Source organism: Pseudomonas sp. PDM13 (assembly GCF_025685765.1).
Classification (GTDB): Bacteria; Pseudomonadota; Gammaproteobacteria; order Pseudomonadales; family Pseudomonadaceae; genus Metapseudomonas; species Metapseudomonas solani.
This window is the reverse complement of sequence record NZ_JAOTQU010000011.1, coordinates 100963-116605: the sequence shown is the minus strand read 5'-3', so window position 1 is coordinate 116605 and position 15643 is coordinate 100963. Positions and strand designations below refer to the sequence as shown.

Annotated in this window: 20 protein-coding genes; 12 read left to right on the top strand and 8 right to left on the bottom strand. The window is 69.2% G+C overall.

The annotated features are described in order from the left end of the window. The 8 genes from gspF to OEJ36_RS13615 all read left to right on the top strand — a co-directional run bounded on the left by gspF (window position 1) and on the right by OEJ36_RS13615 (window position 5701). Window positions 1-1209: a type II secretion system inner membrane protein GspF gene (gene gspF, locus OEJ36_RS13650; protein WP_263401948.1), complete on the top strand. Its 1209-nt coding sequence runs from the start codon at window positions 1-3 to the stop codon at window positions 1207-1209. A gap of 15 nt (window positions 1210-1224) precedes the next feature. After that, window positions 1225-1659 (top strand): type II secretion system major pseudopilin GspG, encoded by a 435-nt coding sequence (gene gspG / locus OEJ36_RS13645; protein WP_043247302.1) that lies wholly within the window; start codon window positions 1225-1227, stop codon window positions 1657-1659. 162 nt (window positions 1660-1821) lie between these two features. Further along, window positions 1822-2310 (top strand): type II secretion system minor pseudopilin GspH, encoded by a 489-nt coding sequence (gene gspH, locus OEJ36_RS13640; RefSeq protein ID WP_263401947.1) that lies wholly within the window; start codon window positions 1822-1824, stop codon window positions 2308-2310. Then, window positions 2297-2665, top strand: coding sequence for a type II secretion system minor pseudopilin GspI (gspI, locus tag OEJ36_RS13635; RefSeq protein ID WP_411861004.1), 369 nt, complete (start codon window positions 2297-2299; stop codon window positions 2663-2665). The genes gspH and gspI overlap by 14 nt, the downstream gene beginning before the upstream one ends. Further along, a complete protein-coding gene (gspJ, locus tag OEJ36_RS13630; RefSeq protein WP_263401945.1) occupies window positions 2662-3243 on the top strand; it encodes a type II secretion system minor pseudopilin GspJ in 582 nt (193 codons plus the stop codon). Before gspI ends, gspJ begins: the two co-directional genes overlap by 4 nt. After that, complete coding sequence (gene gspK, locus OEJ36_RS13625) at window positions 3236-4111, top strand: type II secretion system minor pseudopilin GspK (RefSeq protein ID WP_263401944.1); 876 nt, start codon at window positions 3236-3238, stop codon at window positions 4109-4111. The genes gspJ and gspK overlap by 8 nt, the downstream gene beginning before the upstream one ends. A 5-nt stretch (window positions 4112-4116) precedes the next feature. Beyond that, complete coding sequence (gspL, locus tag OEJ36_RS13620; protein ID WP_263401943.1) at window positions 4117-5196, top strand: type II secretion system protein GspL; 1080 nt, start codon at window positions 4117-4119, stop codon at window positions 5194-5196. Between the two features lie 40 nt (window positions 5197-5236). Beyond that, window positions 5237-5701 carry a type II secretion system protein M gene (locus OEJ36_RS13615; protein ID WP_263401942.1) on the top strand — a complete coding sequence of 155 codons (465 nt, stop codon included), beginning with the start codon at window positions 5237-5239 and terminating at the stop codon, window positions 5699-5701. Window positions 5702-5707: 6 nt separating this feature from the next. Here the strand turns inward: OEJ36_RS13615 and OEJ36_RS13610 are convergent, their stop codons facing one another. Beyond that, window positions 5708-7147: an amidase gene (locus OEJ36_RS13610; protein WP_263401941.1), complete on the bottom strand. Its 1440-nt coding sequence runs from the start codon at window positions 7145-7147 to the stop codon at window positions 5708-5710. 119 nt (window positions 7148-7266) lie between these two features. On the opposite strand from OEJ36_RS13610, the gene OEJ36_RS13605 reads away from it, so the two are divergent. Together OEJ36_RS13605 and OEJ36_RS13600 are read left to right on the top strand one after the other, a co-directional pair. Next, window positions 7267-7839, top strand: coding sequence for a TetR/AcrR family transcriptional regulator (locus OEJ36_RS13605; RefSeq protein WP_263401940.1), 573 nt, complete (start codon window positions 7267-7269; stop codon window positions 7837-7839). Window positions 7840-7879: 40 nt separating this feature from the next. After that, the gene (locus OEJ36_RS13600; RefSeq protein ID WP_263401939.1) at window positions 7880-8323 is read left to right on the top strand and encodes an SRPBCC domain-containing protein; all 444 of its coding nucleotides are present in this window, start codon (window positions 7880-7882) and stop codon (window positions 8321-8323) included. 8 nt (window positions 8324-8331) lie between these two features. Here the strand turns inward: OEJ36_RS13600 and OEJ36_RS13595 are convergent, their stop codons facing one another. Together OEJ36_RS13595 and OEJ36_RS13590 are read right to left on the bottom strand one after the other, a co-directional pair. Then, window positions 8332-9474 (bottom strand): AAA family ATPase, encoded by a 1143-nt coding sequence (locus tag OEJ36_RS13595; RefSeq protein WP_263401938.1) that lies wholly within the window; start codon window positions 9472-9474, stop codon window positions 8332-8334. After that, window positions 9471-10343, bottom strand: a complete 873-nt coding sequence (locus OEJ36_RS13590) for an RNA ligase family protein (protein WP_263401937.1) — start codon at window positions 10341-10343, stop codon at window positions 9471-9473. The genes OEJ36_RS13595 and OEJ36_RS13590 overlap by 4 nt, the downstream gene beginning before the upstream one ends. Before the next feature lie 294 nt (window positions 10344-10637). On the opposite strand from OEJ36_RS13590, the gene OEJ36_RS13585 reads away from it, so the two are divergent. After that, the gene (locus OEJ36_RS13585) at window positions 10638-11456 is read left to right on the top strand and encodes a PH domain-containing protein (RefSeq protein WP_263401936.1); all 819 of its coding nucleotides are present in this window, start codon (window positions 10638-10640) and stop codon (window positions 11454-11456) included. 128 nt (window positions 11457-11584) lie between these two features. Further along, window positions 11585-13090, top strand: a complete 1506-nt coding sequence (locus OEJ36_RS13580) for an MFS transporter (RefSeq protein WP_263401935.1) — start codon at window positions 11585-11587, stop codon at window positions 13088-13090. Here the strand turns inward: OEJ36_RS13580 and OEJ36_RS13575 are convergent, their stop codons facing one another. The 5 genes from OEJ36_RS13575 to OEJ36_RS13555 form a co-directional block, all read right to left on the bottom strand. Beyond that, window positions 13091-13579, bottom strand: coding sequence for a GFA family protein (locus tag OEJ36_RS13575; protein ID WP_263401934.1), 489 nt, complete (start codon window positions 13577-13579; stop codon window positions 13091-13093). Window positions 13580-13925: 346 nt separating this feature from the next. Beyond that, a complete protein-coding gene (locus OEJ36_RS13570; RefSeq protein ID WP_263401933.1) occupies window positions 13926-14159 on the bottom strand; it encodes a hypothetical protein in 234 nt (77 codons plus the stop codon). Window positions 14160-14162: 3 nt separating this feature from the next. Continuing rightward, complete coding sequence (locus OEJ36_RS13565; protein WP_263401932.1) at window positions 14163-14510, bottom strand: hypothetical protein; 348 nt, start codon at window positions 14508-14510, stop codon at window positions 14163-14165. Window positions 14511-14542: 32 nt separating this feature from the next. Further along, window positions 14543-15082, bottom strand: a complete 540-nt coding sequence (locus OEJ36_RS13560) for a hypothetical protein (RefSeq protein WP_263401931.1) — start codon at window positions 15080-15082, stop codon at window positions 14543-14545. Between the two features lie 66 nt (window positions 15083-15148). After that, a complete protein-coding gene (locus OEJ36_RS13555) occupies window positions 15149-15586 on the bottom strand; it encodes a nucleoside deaminase (protein WP_021221981.1) in 438 nt (145 codons plus the stop codon). Window positions 15587-15643: the final 57 nt, after the last annotated feature.

Genomic DNA, 15643 nt, shown 5'->3' with positions numbered 1-15643 from the left:
ATGGCCGCCTACGAATACCTCGCCATGGAGGCCGGCGGCGGCAAGCAGCGCGGCGTGCAGGAAGCCGACAGCGAACGCCAGGCCCGCCAGCTGCTGCGTGAGCGCCAACTGGTGCCGTTGCGCCTGCGCCTGGCCAAGGGCAGCCGCAGCGCCGGTGGCAAGCCGTCGGGGCGTGGCCTGGGCGCCGCCGAACTGGCCCTGCTGACCCGCCAGCTGGCCACCCTGGTGCAGGCCGCCCTGCCCCTGGAGGAAGTGCTCGCCGCCGTCGCCGCGCAGTCGGAAAAGCGCAGCCAGCAGGCCATGGTGCTGGCCATCCGCGCGCGGGTGCTGGAGGGCCACGGCCTGGCCCAGGCGATGGCCGGCTTCCCCCGTGCCTTCCCGCCGCTGTACCGCGCCACCGTGGCCGCCGGCGAGCGCGCCGGGCACCTCGGCCAGGTGCTGCTGCAACTGGCCGACTACACCGAATCGCGCCAGGCCGCGCGGCAGCAGGTGCAACTGGCCCTGCTCTACCCGAGCATCCTGCTGCTGGCGGCCTTCGGCATCGTCGGCTTCCTGCTGGGGTTCGTGGTGCCGGACGTGGTCAAGGTGTTCATCGACAGCGGCCAGGAGCTGCCCGCGCTGACCCGGGGCCTGATCGCCGCCAGCGAGCTGCTGCAACGCCACGGTGTGGCCCTGCTGTTGGCCATCGCCGGGGGCATCTGCGCCTTGCGCCTGGCCCTGCGCAGGCCCGCCACGCGGCTCGCCTGGCATCGCGTGCTGCTGCGCCTGCCGCTGCTCGGGCGCCTGGTGCGGGCCAGCGATTGCACGCGGTTCACCAGCACCCTGGCGATCCTCGGACGCAGCGGCGTACCCCTGGTGGATGCCCTGGAGATCGCCGCCGAAGTGGTGGCCAACGGACAGATTCGGACCGGTCTGAAAGACGTGGCCCGCGCCGTGCGCGAAGGTGGCCCGCTGACACGGGCCCTGGAACGCAGCGGCCACTTCCCGCCGATGATGCTTTACATGATCGCCAGCGGTGAACGCTCCGGCGAACTGGACGCCATGCTCGACCGCGCCGCACGCCAGCAGGAAGCGCAACTGGCCACCCGCATCGCCATGCTGGTGGGCCTGTTCGAGCCGGCGATGCTCGTGTTCATGGGCGCCAGCGTGCTGGTGATCGTGCTGGCGATCCTCATGCCCATCCTCAGCCTCAACCAACTCATCGCCTGAACGGCAGGACTCCCCATGCACAGCAAACGCAGCCAAGCAGGCTTCACCCTTATCGAGATCATGGTCGTGGTCGTCATCCTCGGCGTGCTCGCCGCCCTGGTGGTGCCGCAGATCATGAGCCGCCCCGACCAGGCCAAGGTCACCGCCGCCCGCGCCGACATCAACGCCATCGCCATGGCCCTGGACATCTACAAGCTCGACAACCACGGCTACCCCGGCACCCAGCAAGGCCTCGATGCGCTGGTGAGCAAGCCCAGTGGCAGCCCGCCGGCGCGCAACTGGAACCCCGATGGCTACCTCAAGCGCCTGCCCGTCGACCCCTGGGGCAACCCCTACCAGTTCATCACCCCCGGCAGCCAGGGCAACGCCTACGACCTGTTCTCCTTCGGCGCCGACGGCCGCGCCGGCGGCGACGGCCTCAACGCCGACATCGGCAACTGGGATCGTTGAGATGTCCCCGGCACGCAAAAAGCCCTTCCGTAGGATGGGTAGAGCCCTGCGAAACCCATCACCTCGGCAGCATGGGTTTCGCTCCGCTCTACCCATCCTACGAAGCGAGGTGACTCCCTCACGGCCCTGTGGGAGCGAATTCATTCGCGATGGAGCCCACTCATGAACCGCTCTAAGGCGCAGGGCTTCACCCTGCTGGAAATCCTCGTGGTCATCCTGCTGATCGGTCTGGTGGCGGGATTGGCCGGCCTGGCCCAGGGCGACCACGGCGGCCAGCAGGCACGGCGCGAGGCGGAGCGCCTGCGCGTGCTGCTCGCCCTGCTGCGCGAGGATGCGCTGCTCGCCCAGCGCCAGTTCGGCCTGCGCGTAGACGCCGACGGCTACGCCGTGCAGCGCCTGGAGCCCGACGGCCGCTGGGCGCCCGCCCCCGGTTACCGCCCGCAGCACCTAGCCGAGCCCCTGCGCTTGCGCATGGAAGCCGCCGAGGATGCCGCGCAGCTGGGCAGTGCACCCGGGGGCACCGCGCCGCAATTGCTGGTGCTCTCCAGCGATGAGATTTCGCCCTTCACCCTGTACCTGGAGCTGCGCGGCAAGCCGCTGCTGACCCTGGCCAGCGATGGCCTGGAAGAGGTGCGCATTGAAACGCTGTGAGGGCTTTACCCTGCTGGAGGTGATGGTCGCCCTGGCCATCTTCGCCACCCTCTCGGTGGCCCTGTACAGCGCCGCCGGGCATATCGCCAGCAACAACGCCGGGCTCACCGAGCGCAGCCTGGCCCAGTGGCTGGCGGACAACCGCCTCAACGAACTGCGCGCCGGCATGCGCGAGCCACAACGCGGCTACCGCCAGGAGCGCATCGCCTTCGCCGGCCGCCAATGGCTGCTCGGTACCGAGATCAGCGCCGCTCCCGACCCGCGCCTGCTGGAGGTAAAGGTGGACGTGGCGGTGCCCAACGACCCGCCACTGACCCGAGCGCTGCTCAGCGGCTTCATCGAGGCGCCGCGATGAACGAGCGCGGCTTCACCCTGCTGGAAGTGCTCATCGCCATCGCCCTGTTCGCCCTGCTCGGCCTGGCCAGTTACCAGTTGCTGGAGCGGGTGCTGCACAGCGAACGGCGCATCCAGCAGCACGAGCAGCAGCTGCGCCAGTTGCAACGCGCGCTGGACATCTTCCAGCGCGACCTGTGGCAGGCCCTCCCCGCCGCCCTGCCCGATGACCCGAGCCGACGCCAGGCGCTGATCGGCCGCGACCACCAGCTGCGGCTGATGCGCGGCGGCTGGGCCAACCCCTTGCAGCAGCGTCGCAGCGAGGTGATGTGGGTCGAGCACCGCTGGGAACAGGGCCAGTGGCTGCGGGCCTACCGGGGCGACGACGGCACGGGGCACAGCCAGCGCCTGCTGGAAGGCGTGGAGCTGACCCGGCTGCGCTACATCGATGACCGCGGCCAGCCCATGGACGCCTGGCCGGCAGGCGGCGGCGCGCTGAACCTGCCCCGGGCGCTGGAGATCGAGCTGGACGCGCCAGGCTACCCGGGGCTGCGCCGGGTCATCCTGCTGCCGGGCCTGAAGGTGCCGGACCATGAGTGAACGGCACCGCCAGCGCGGCGTGGCGCTGATCAGCGTACTGCTGGTCACGGCGCTGGTCACCCTGATCATCAGCGACATGCTCGCCCGTCAGCGCCTGAGCCTGGCCAGCAGCGCCAACCAGCTGCAGCAGCAACAGCTCTGGCAACTGGCCCTGAGCGGCGAGGCCTGGGCCCGCCAGCAGCTGCACGATGACCTCGCCACGCGCGAGGAGCCGCTGCGCGTGCACCTGGGCCAGGGTTGGGCCCGGGACGGCAACGCATTCGACATCGACGGTGGGCAGATCCGCATCCGCATCGAAGACCTGGCCGGGCGTTTCGACCTCGACACCCAGCGCAGCACCAGCCGCCTTGCCCGTGCACGCTACCAGCGCCTGCTGGCCAACCTCGGCCTGCCCCACCACGACCCGGCGCTGCTGCCGCAACGGCCCGGCGCCGACGGCAAGCCGCAGCCCTTCGCCGACAGCAGCGAACTGGCACGCCTGGCGCAACTGGACGCCGCCGGCCTGCAACGCCTGCGCCCGCATGTCGCCACCCTCGGCGGCGTAGCGCTCAACCTCAACACCGCCTCGGCCGAGCTGCTGGCCAGCCTCGAAGGCCTCGACCCGGCCATCGCCCGCACCCTGGTGCAGGCACGCCCGCCCCAGGGCTATGCCAGCGTGCAGGCCTTCATGGAGCAGCCGCTGCTGCACGGCCGCGAGGTGAGCAGCCGGGAGCTGGGCGTCGACAGCCGGCACTTCCGCGCCCACCTGTTGGTGCGCCTGGGCGAGCGGCAGCTGTACCTCGCCAGTGACCTGCGCCTGGAGCGCGATGGCCGTATCAACGTCCTGCGCCGGCAGTTGCTGGCGCCCGACCTTTCACACCCGGAGTAACCCCCGTGCACGCCTGGCTCCATCTCGCCACTCTCGACGACGACAGCCCCCTGACCTGGTGGCTGGACGCCCACGCCCCCGAACAGGGCGACCTGCACCAGGCAGCCACGGCACTGGCCGGCCAGCGGCTGACCCTGCTGCTGCCCGCCGAAGCCGCCAGCGCCCATGAAGTGGAGGTGCCGGCCCGCAGCGGCCGCTGGCTGCGCCAGGCGCTGCGCTCCGCCCTGGAGGAGCGCCTGCTGGATGACATCGACAACCTGCACCTGGCCCGGGGCCCCCTGCTGGACGGACGTCGCTGCCGGGTGATCGCACTGGACCGTGCCTGGCTGCAGGGGTGCCTGGCCCGGCTCGCCCAACACGGCCTGGTGCCCACCCGCATCCACCTCGATGCCGACTGCCTGCCGGCCGGCGAGCCCTATGCCCTGCACTGTGCGGGCCGCTGGTTGCTGGGTGGCGAACCAGGCCTGTGTGCGGCCCTGCCCGATGGGCAATGGGACGATCTCGCAGCGCTGCTGCCCGAAGGGCTCGTGCGTCGCGAGGAATCCCCCTGGCCGCTGCTGGTGGAAGGCGCGCCACAGGCCATCGACCTGCGCCAGGGCGAATTCGCCCAGCGGAACGGCAAGCGCGTGCCCGTCGGCATCCTGGCGCTGGTCGCCGTTCTCGCCGGGGGTGCCCAGCTGGCCCAGGACCTGCTGCATCGTCACTGGCTGGAACAGGGTAGCGCTGTGCTGCAACAGGCCAACCTCGACGAGTGGCAGCGGCGCTTTCCGGAGGAGCGTCGGGTGGTCGACCTGGGCCGCCAGGTGCAAGCGCGGTTGTCCGCAGCCCAGCGCCCGGCGCAGGGCCTGGCGAGCGGCCTGGAAAGCCTGGCGAGCAGTTGGAGTGCCGGTGGCGGCAGCCTGGCCCGAGTGCAGCGCCTCGACTACCAAGCCGGCGAAGGCTGGACCTTGCGCGTGGAGGCCGGGTCCTTCGCCGACATCGAGCGCCTGCGCGAGGGCCTCACCCAGCAGGGCCTGGAGGTGCAGGCCGACTCCAGCGTGCGCAGCGCCCAGGGCGTGAGCGCACGCTTGCGCATCGCTGAATGAACCCCGCAACCGGCACCCGCCAAACCAAGGAACCCCGCTGATGAACCCGCTCTCCCCCCTGCACAACCGCTGGCGCCAGCTGCCCGCCCGTGAGCGCCGGGCGCTGCTCCTGCTCGGCCTGGTCCTTGGCCCGGTGCTGGCCTGGGTGCTGCTGTTGCAGCCCCAGCGCCAGGCCCTACACCAGGCTGAACAGGACTACCAGCAGGCCCTGGCCCTGCAGGCCGACCTGGCGCGCCTGCCGGCTGCGCGCCCGCAAGCGAAGCTGACCGCCGAGGCCCTCCCCGGCCTGCTGGCACGCACCAGCGCCGAGGCGCGGCTGAATATCGAGCGCATGGACCAGGAAGGTGCCGGACGCATCAACCTCGGCCTGGAGGGGGCGCTGGATGACCTGATCGGCTGGCTGCGGCAATTGCAGCAGGCCGGCGCCCGGGTCGCCAGCCTGGGGCTGGAGGTCAGCCCCGACGGCCAGGCGCGGGCGCGGTTGCTGGTGGAGGCAGGGGCCTAGCGCGCCTCAGGCCTGGCGCCCCACCCAGATTGGCGGCCGGCGGCTGGCCCAGGGCAGTGCGCGTTCCAGTTGCCCGGCGAGGCGCAGCAGCAGGTCTTCGCGGCCGCAGTCGGCGCTGAACTGCAGGCCGATGGGCAGCCCGCTGGCCGCGTCCTGGGCCAGGGGCACGGACATGGAGGGGGCACCGGTGACGTTGGCCAGGGCGGTGAAGGGTGATTGCCGGAACACCCGCTGCATCCAGCCGCGGCCGTCCAGCGCTTCCTGGCCCCGGTTGTAGTCGCCGATGGGCGGCGCCAGGTGCGGCAGGGTCGGGCTCAGCAGCAGGTCGAAGCGGGTGAAGAACTCGCCCATGCGCCGGGCCACGGTGTTGCGCATGTGCATGGCGCCGAGCAGGTCGATGGCGCTGAGGCCGCGGCCCAGCTCATAGAGGGCCAGGCTGGCCGGCTCCAGGGTGCTGGCGTCGATGGGCCGACCGGTCTGCGCTGCCAGGGCGTCGATCCAGTCGGCGGTGTTGGCGGCCCAGAAGCGCGCATTGAGCTCGATGAAGGCCTCCCAGCTCAAACCGATATCCGGCTGCACCGGCTCGACCTGGTGCCCCATTTCCTGCAACTGCCGGGCGAGCCCTTCCGTCGCCTTGACGATGGACGTTGCGCTGCGTCCCCCATCGAGCGAGTGCAGCAGCAGGCCGATCTTCAGCGGGCCGGGTTCGCGCCCCACTTCCTCCAGGTAGGGCCGCACGGGCGCGGGGATGCGGTACGGGTCGCCCGTGGCGTGGCCCTGGATGGCATCCAGCAGCGCGGCGCTGTCGCGCACCGAGCGGCTGAGCACGCCCTGCACCGCCAGCCCGCTCCATACCTCGTCCAGCGCCGGACCGATGGACACGCGCCCGCGACTGGGCTTGAGGCCGAACAGGCCGGTGACCGACGCCGGCACGCGGATCGAACCGCCGCCATCGGTGGCATGGGCCACCGGCACCAAGCCGGCCGCCACGGCAGCGGCGGCGCCACCGCTGGAGCCGCCGGCACCGTGCTGCGGGTTCCAGGGGTTGCGGGTGGGGCCATTGGCCAGGGATTCGGTGGCGGTGCTGGCGGCCAGCTCCGGCACCATGGTGCGGCCCAGGGTCACCAGGCCGGCCTGGCGGAAGCGCTGCATCAGGTTGGAATCCGCCGGGCTCACCAGCCCCTCGGCCAGGCGGCTGCCCAGTTCGTTGCGGCGCCCGGCCATGGCCACGCCCACGTCCTTGATCAGGAACGGCACGCCGTGCAGCGGCCCGGCAGCAGGTGCCGGCTCGTCGTCCCAGTGCTCGACCAACGCGTTGATCGCGGGGTCGAGCGCCGCGAACGCCGCCAGCGCGGCGTCCCTGACCTCGGCGGCGGTCACCTCGCGGCGGGCGATGAGCGCGGCCAGGCCGAGTGCATCCTGAGCGGCGTATTCAGACAGATTCATGGGGCTCTCCAGGTTCACCTGCCAGCTGAAGCAGGTATGATTGATACCATTCAGTATCGAACGATACTGTCCGGTATACCATGATACTCATCAGTATCGCCCGTCAAGCGGAGAACGCCATGCGACCCGAGCGCGTCATGCGCCTGCCCCCTCGCGAACGCATCATCGATGCTGCGCAGGAGCTGTTTTTCAACGAGGGGATCACCCGCGTCACGGTGGACGCCATCGCGGCCAAGGCCGAGTCCACCAAGATGACCCTGTACCGCCACTTCGAATCCAAGGATGCCCTGGTGCTGGAGTGGATCCGCCTGCACATCGAGCAGTACCGCGACATCTTCGAGCGCCTGGTGCAGGCCCACCCCGGCGACGCCCGGGCGCAGCTGCTAGGCTTCGCCCAGTTCATCGCCGACGATCTGTCCACCTCTTCGTACCGGGGTTGCTCGTTCACCAACGTGATCGCCGAGATACCCGACGACCAGCACCCCGCCCGGGTGCTGATCGAGGCGCACAAGCAGGCGCAGTTCCGCCGCCTCGCCGCGCTCTGCGTCGAGGCCGGCCTGGCCGATGCGGAGGACGTGGCCGAGGAACTGACCTACCTGATGGAGGGCGCGCAGATCGTCTCGCAGAACAAGGGCATCGAGCGGGTCGGCGAGAAGCTTCTGCGCATGGTGAGGAAGAAGATCGGCGCCTGACGCGGTCCAACACAGCAATCCATGGCCCAGGAGCCACCCGATGACCGAAGCGGCCCCCACCACCATCAGCGTCATGCGGCGCTTCCGCCAGAGCGCCGAGCAGGTGTTCGACGCCTGGCTCGACCCGGCGATCGCCTCGCGCTTCCTGTTCGCCACGGCGGACGGCGAGATGCGCGTGGTGGACATCGACGCCCGGGTCGAAGGCCGCTACTGCATCATCGAGCGACGCGGCGAGGAGGATGCCGAGCACCTGGGCGAGTACCTGGAGATCGAGCGGCCGACACGCCTGGTGTTCACCTTCGGCATCGACCGCGACGACCCTTCCCGCGACCGTATCAGCCTCAGCTTCACCCCCCTGGGCGAGGGCTGCGAACTGCTGCTGAAGCATGAGATGCGCCCGGCCTGGGCCCACTACGCCACCGCCACCCGCGACGGCTGGAACATGATCCTCGGGCACCTCGCCCGCGCCCTCGACAACCCCTGAGCGCCGTCTCAGGCGCCGGGGTAGACCACCTCCTCGGCCTCGGTGGGCAGCGGCACTTCCCATTTGAACAGCATCCGCGCGATGTCCTGGTTGCGCAGGCTGCTGTCGCGCCGGGTGTTGCGCCGGCGGATCTCCGCTTCGCTGGCCTCCAGGTACACCAGCTGCACACGGGCGTCGTAGGCGTAGAGCAGGTCGAGGGTCTTTTTGCGCATCTGCGCCGACAGGTGCGTGGCGTTCCACACGAAAGGTTGCCGCGAACGCAGCAGTGCCTTGGCCTGGTCGATGGCGAAGTGCGCGGCGGCGCCTTCGTTCTGGCCGTGGCGCAGGCCCAGCGCCTCGCGTGCATCGTCGAAGGAGATCACCGGCAGCTCGGGCTGGTGCTTCGCCTGCCAGGAGTTCTTGCCGCTGGCTGGCAGCCCGGACAGCACGATCACCTGGGAGCCCTCCACCTCGCGGTGCAGGGGATAGTCCGGCAGCACCCGCGCGCCACGGAAGTAGCGCACCCGCGTGTAGTCGTCGACGAAGGCCTTGGGCCCGCGCAGGCAGCCCTCCTCCTCGGCCAGTTGCTCCACCAGCTCGATGTCGTCCAGCAGCGCCTGCTTGCCGTGGAAGTGACGGCCCTGCATATCCGCCCGCGCCACGGCACAGAGCATCCACACCGGCAGCTCCCAGGACAGCTTGTGCAGGATGAACTCCGCCGAACGCCCGCTCTTGTCCCCCGCCAGGGCGAAGAACGGCAGCTGGTGCACGGCGATGATCCGGCAGATGCGCTCGCGCAAGGCGAAGGGCACGCCGGCGCGCCAGAGCAGGATGCGCACGTCGATGGCGCCGCGCCGGGAATGGCCGGGCTGGCCGATCTTGCCGGTGACTTCGTCGATCACCGTGGTCGCCGGCTTGGCGATGTCGTGCAGCAGCGCGGCGATGAACAGCACGAAGCGCTCGTCGTCGTCCGCCGTGGCGTAGGCGCCCTGCCCCAGCAGCGCCTCGACCACCATTTGCGTGTGGGTCCAGACATCGCCTTCGGCGTGGTAGACCGGGTCCTGTGGGGTGCTGGCCAGCTCGCCCAGCGCCGGGATCAGCGCCAGGCAGGCAGCGAAGTCCGCTGTGCCGCCGGGGGCGGGCACCAGGGCCCGCAAGTGTTCCATGTTCATGAATGTCGTCCTTGTGCAGCGGCCAGGTCGGCCCAGGTCACCACCGGCTCGGGGGCGTAGAGATCGACGCCTGGAGCCAGCAGGTTGGGAATGAACGGCTGCTGTGAATGGTGGATGCCGGAGTCGAGGATGGCCTGGACGAAGTCCGGGCGTACCCACTTGACCCGGCCAAGGGTGTGTTCGGGGCTTTCGATCTTCAGGTACAGCCCTTCCATCAGCTCGGAGCTGTCGCCGTTGGCCCAGGCGCGGGCCAGGTCCAGCCCTTCGCGCCGCACGGTGTGCTCGAAGGCTTCGCGCCAGCCGGCGGAGCGCGCCAGGGACGGCCGCACCAGCTTGAGCAGATCCGCCAGCCGGGGCGGCGGCTCGCCTTCGTGGAGCACCGGCACGGACAGCACCGGGCTGCCGGCCAGCAGCGCGCGCCGCGCCCGGGTGGAAAGGAAGGCCCGTTGCTGGCGGTCCCAGATGTCGAACTCGAGGAACAGGTGCGGCAGGCGGTCGTAGAACACCGAATGCAGCTTGCTGCACACCTCGCCGAACAGCACGTAGCGGTCCTCCAGCCGCTCCAGCAGCAGGTGCTCGTGGGCCCGGGCCCACTGCTTGAACTGGCTGAACTGGCGCTCGCGGCCGCCACCGATCAGGTAGTGCCCACGGGACTGCAGCAGCAGCTCGCCACCGGCGGAAAAACTGATGGCGGCATTGGCGCCATCGAGCTTCTCTTCCACCACCAGGTGGCAGCCGGCTAGCTCGCGGTAGGCCAGTTGGTCGGCGTCGCTGTCACCGACCTGCAGGCGTGAGGATTCGAGGTGCGGGGTCCGCGGGTATTTGAACAGCTCGAGATTTTGCGCAGGGGCGCAGGAATGATCCGTCATGGTCTTCTCCTGTGAAAAAGGGAAAACCGACGACGCGCTTCAGCGGGAATCAGTGGAAGCCACCCAGGGGCGGCCAGCAACAGGGCTCGGTGAACCGTCGTCGGTATCAGGCGTGTTGGCTGGCGCGGGGCATTGGCTTCACCACTTGGATGGAGGGGTGGATCGGAAAGGCGCGCATTGAAAACCCGCAGCACGCGCGCTGTCAACACGGTCGTGTGAAGTGCGTCGCAGAGCGCTTGCCCGACATGACGCCAGCTGGCAATCTGCCGCCACTCCACTTCCCAGGAAATGTCCATGGACCGGATCGAGGCCGCCCTCACCACCCTCAAGTCCCTGCTGCTCACCGATGAGACCGTCATCCAGAGCTCGCACCAGCTGCGCCTGAAGGCGCTGAAGCACCGCCGAGAACTGGTGGTCGCCACCAACATGCGCGTGATCCTGTTCATCCGCCGCGCGTTCGGCGGCTACCGCATGCACGACATCCGCTGGCAGGACCTGCAGGACGCCGCCATCGACGAGAACCTGCTGCCGGGCCTGTTCGGCGCCGTACTGAGCCTGCGCCTGTACAACGGCACCCTGGTGCGCATCGACGGCCTGGAGCCGGTGAGCGCCCGCGCCCTGTACGTGTACTGCCAGCAGCAGGAGCAGGAATGGCGCGAGAAGAATCGCGTCCGCGGCATGGAGGAGCGCTCGGGGTTCGGCTTCGCCAGCATGCCGGGTACCACCGGCGTTGCCGGAACCACCGGAGCGGCGGGTGCTCCCATGCCCAACATCCCCATGCCGGGAACCCCGGCCTTCGACGCGCTCTTTTCCGCCGCCTTCTCCGGTGCGACGCCTGGCACGGTCAGCCGCACGACCATGGGCTCACCACGCACCACCACCAGCAGCACCTTCGAAAGCACGGTGGATGAAGGCGACTCCTTCACCCTCCAGGGCAAGGGGGATTTAGGCGCACTGGCCGGCATGGCCAAGCTGATGAACCCGGCGACCGCGTCCGCCAGCGCCGAGAAGCTGGCCAAGGGCATGGCCGAGGCGAAGAAGCAGTTCGACGCGGGCAAGCTGTCCGCCGCCGAGTACGAGAGCGCGAAAGCCAAGGTCCTCAGCAGCCTGTGACCGCCCGCCCCGCCACCGGCGCGCCCTGCGCCGGTCGGCAAACAACCTGAACTCCCCGCCAGACACCGCGCTCTCTTGATCAATGGCCAGGCCCACGGCCTGCAAGAACAAGATCAAGGGAGCCTGCGATGAACTCGACCACCCTGCCCGCCGATGCCGCCCGGGAACGCGCGACCACGGGCGATGACTCGCGCTGCTACGAAACCGACCTGCCGGCGCGCCTGGATCGCCTGCCCTGGGGCCGCTTCCATACGCTGCTGGTGATGGCCCTGGGCATCACCTGGCTGCTGGACGGGCTGGAGGTGACCCTGGCGGGCTCGGTGGCCGGTGCGTTGAAGGACAGCCCCGTGCTGCACCTGACCAACGCCGAGGTGGGCCTGGCCGGCGGCATGTACATCGCCGGGGCGGTGCTGGGTGCACTGTTCTTCGGCTGGCTCACCGACCGCATCGGCCGGCGCAAGATGTTCTTCCTCACCCTGGCCGTGTACATCAGCGCCACCGCCGCCACCGCCTTCGCCTGGAACATGTGGAGCTTCATGCTGTTCCGCTTCCTTACCGGCGCCGGCATCGGCGGCGAGTATTCGGCCATCAACTCGACCATCCAGGAGTTCACCCCGGCGCGCTTCCGTGGCTGGGTGGACCTGGGCATCAACGGCACCTTCTGGGTCGGCGCGGCCCTGGGCGCAGTGGGGTCGGTGATCCTGCTGGACCCGGACATCCTCGGCGGCGACATGGGCTGGCGCCTGTGCTTCGGCATCGGCGCGGCGCTGGGCCTGGTGATCCTGCTGATGCGCCTGTGGCTGCCGGAAAGCCCGCGCTGGCTGATGATCCATAACCGGCCCAAGGAGGCCCTGGCGATCATCGACGACATCGAGGCGCGCTTCCGCCGCGAGGGCCATGAGCTCTCCAGCGTCGACCACCTGCCGAAGATGCGCCTGCGCGGCCGCGACCACACGCCGCTGAACGAGGTGTTCCATACCCTGTTCAACGTGCACCGGCGTCGCGCCATCGTCGGCCTGAGCCTGCTCACCAGCCAGGCGTTCTTCTACAACGCCATCTTCTTCACCTATGCCCTGGTGCTGACCGACTTCTACGACGTGCCCAGCGAGAACGTGGGCTGGTACATCCTGCCCTTCGCCCTGGGCAACTTCTGCGGGCCGCTGCTGCTCGGCCGGCTGTTCGACCATGTGGGGCGGCGGGTGATGATCAGCGGCACCTACATCATCTCCGGCGTGCTGCTGACCCTGAGCGGCTACCTGTTCCAGCAGGAGATGCTCGACGCCACCCAGCAGACCATCGCCTGGATGGTGATCTTCTTCTTCGCCTCGGCAGCGGCCAGCTCGGCCTACCTGACGGTGGCGGAAACCTTCCCGCTGGAGATCCGCGCCCTGGCCATCGCCGTGTTCTACGCCTTCGGCACCGGCCTCGGCGGCATCGTCGGCCCGCTGCTGTTCGGCCAGTTGATCGAGAGCGCCGAGCGCAGCAACGTGTTCATCGGCTACCTGATCGGCGCCGCGCTGATGGTCGGCGCCGGCCTGGTGCAGGCCTTCTGGGGCGTGGCGGCGGAGCGCCAGCCGCTGGAGAGCGTGGCGGCGCCGCTGTCCCAGGTGGACGAGGTGCCGCGCACGGCCTGATCAGCCCTCCAGGCCCAGGCGCTGGTGCCACTGGGCGATGGACTCCTGCGGGTAGAGGTCGAAGCGCTGGTCCTTGGCGCCGGCCTCCACCTCCACCCATTCGGCTTTCGAGCCGAGCATCAGGTGGGTGTGCTCCGGCGGCACCGGCAGGGGCGTGTCGATGGCCGAGGCGAAGGGGTGGATCAGCTCCGGCCACTCCGGGCTGAACAGCCATAACCCGCTGCCGCACAGCGAGCAGAAATGCCGCTCGGCGGTGCTGGCGTGTGCGCGCTTGTCGCCCTCCTCCTTGAGCCGCGCGTGGTAGACGCTGATGTGCTTGCGCCCGGTGACCGTCAGGCTCTGCGCATCCCCGGAGAGGTTGATGGCATAGCCACCGCCGCCCTGGGTCTTGCGGCAGATGGAGCAATAGCAGCGCTGGTAGGGATAGGGATGGGCGCTGTCCAGGCTGAAGGACACGGCTTGGCAATGGCAGGAGCCTTCCAGGTGCATGCTGACCTCCCGGGGTCGAGTGGATTGCAGGGCATCTGGACAGGAGGATCGCCGGGTTTGTACGGGGTCGTTCGTCGGATGAGCCGTAGGGCGGATGAAACCCGCGTGTATGCAGGCACAGGGCCGTCGGGTTGCACCCGATGTAGGGGCGACGTCAGTCGCCAAGGAGCGCGCAGCGCTCCCGGCCAGGCACCCTTCCCGACCGTAGGAGCGAATTCATTCGCGAAATGAGTGGAGCGCAGCGAGACCCACCCTCACAGCCCGGACGAGCCGCCATTGGTGGATGAAAAGAGCGTCATCCACGCACGGCATGACTCCGTGCTGGGGCCGTCAGGTTGCACCCGACCTACAGTTGCCCCGTCGCCCAGAGAATGACGAGCACGACGATCACCAGGCCCAGAGAAGCGGTGAGAATGGATTCGGTGTTGTCATTCGGCCCACGGCGCGGGTAGCGGCCCAGGGTGAGCAGGCGCATGAAGGGTAAGCCGATCCAGTACAGCAGCCAGCCGATCAGATCGAAGATGATGGACTGGAGAAACCACCCCAACACCCGCAACACCCCGCCAAATATCTCCTCCATCCCTTACTCGCACGCCCCGCGCTGGTAGAAGAAGTAGCCCATGTAGTGCAGCACCATCTCCTGCTTGCCGATGGAGACGATTTTGTAGTTGCCCATGACTTCGGTGCTGATGGTGTCGCCTTCGACGCGGTAGGCGCCGCTTTGGGTGAAGCCGCCCATGCTGTAGTCGAGGGTGCCTGCGCGGGTGAAGTCGTAGGTGGAGTTGTCCGGCTCGCGCTCGCCGTCCTGGGTCAGCGACATGCCCTTGAGGCACCAGGGGCCGTAGAGGTCGTCGAGCCTGTAGTCGGCGGCGCCGGCGCTGGTGGCGAGCAGCAGCGTGGCGAGGGTCAGGGCGAGCGATGCGGGTTTCATGGTCGGTCCTTGGGCGGGAAAAGAAGGGAGGGCTAGGTGGTCGGCATGAACACCGGAAGCAGCATGGGCCAGGCGAGCTTGACCAGCTGCGGGACCAGCAATATGACCAGGGCCAGGCCGGCGAGCAGGCGCAGGCCCTGGCAATCGGCGTCGCGGTAGAAGGCCCAGGCCACCCGCGCCAGGTAATGCAGGGCGATCAGTATCGGCCCGTAGACCATCGCCACCAGGCCCAGCATGCGCAGGTCGAAGTCCTGGTCGAGGCCACCCTGGCGCAGGCTTTCCGGGTTCTGGTCAACCAGCAGCCCGAACAACATGGCCCGTATGCCGATCAGCAGCAGCGCGCTGGTGATCAGGTTGCCCAGCAGCGAGGCCTGGGCCGGCTCGACCACCAACGTACGCACCAGGCCGGCGGTACCCGCCCAGGCGCCCAGCAGCAGAAACGCCGAGAACAGATGAGTGCTCCAGGGCAACAGCAGGGAGAGCAGCGCCAGCGGCAGAGCGGTGAGCACGCCGAACAGCAGGTAGCAGAGCAGGCGCAGCGTCACCCCGAGGGAGCGGAGCTGAGCGCTCATGACCGGCCCCGGCAGCGGGCCTGGAGGGAGGTGGATGGCATGCGTACGTCCTTGTACCGGGCGGCGTTATTCGCCGATGTCTTCGTTCCAGAGTTCGGGGCGGGCCTCGATGAAGTCTTCCATCAGGGCGATGCAGGTGGCGTCCTGCAGCACCTCGACCTCGACGCCGCGGGAGCGCAGCAGTTCTTCCTCGCCGAGGAAGGTGCGGTTCTCGCCGACGATGATGCGCGGGATGCCGTAGAGGAGGATTGCGCCGCTGCACATGGAGCACGGCGACAGCGTGGTGTAGAGCACCGCTTCGCGGTAGACGCTGGCGGGCTGGCGGCCGGCGTTTTCGAAGGCGTCCATTTCACCGTGGCGGATGGCGCTGCCTTCCTGCACCCGGCGGTTGTGGCCACGGCCGATGATGCGGCCCTTGTGGACGATAACCGAGCCGATGGGAATGCCGCCTTCGGCCAGGCCCTGGCGGGCTTCGTCGATGGCGGCCTGCATGAATGCGTCCATGGTGGTGCTCCTTGCGCGGTTGCGGCGATGGAGCGAACGCTACGAGATGGCCGGCGG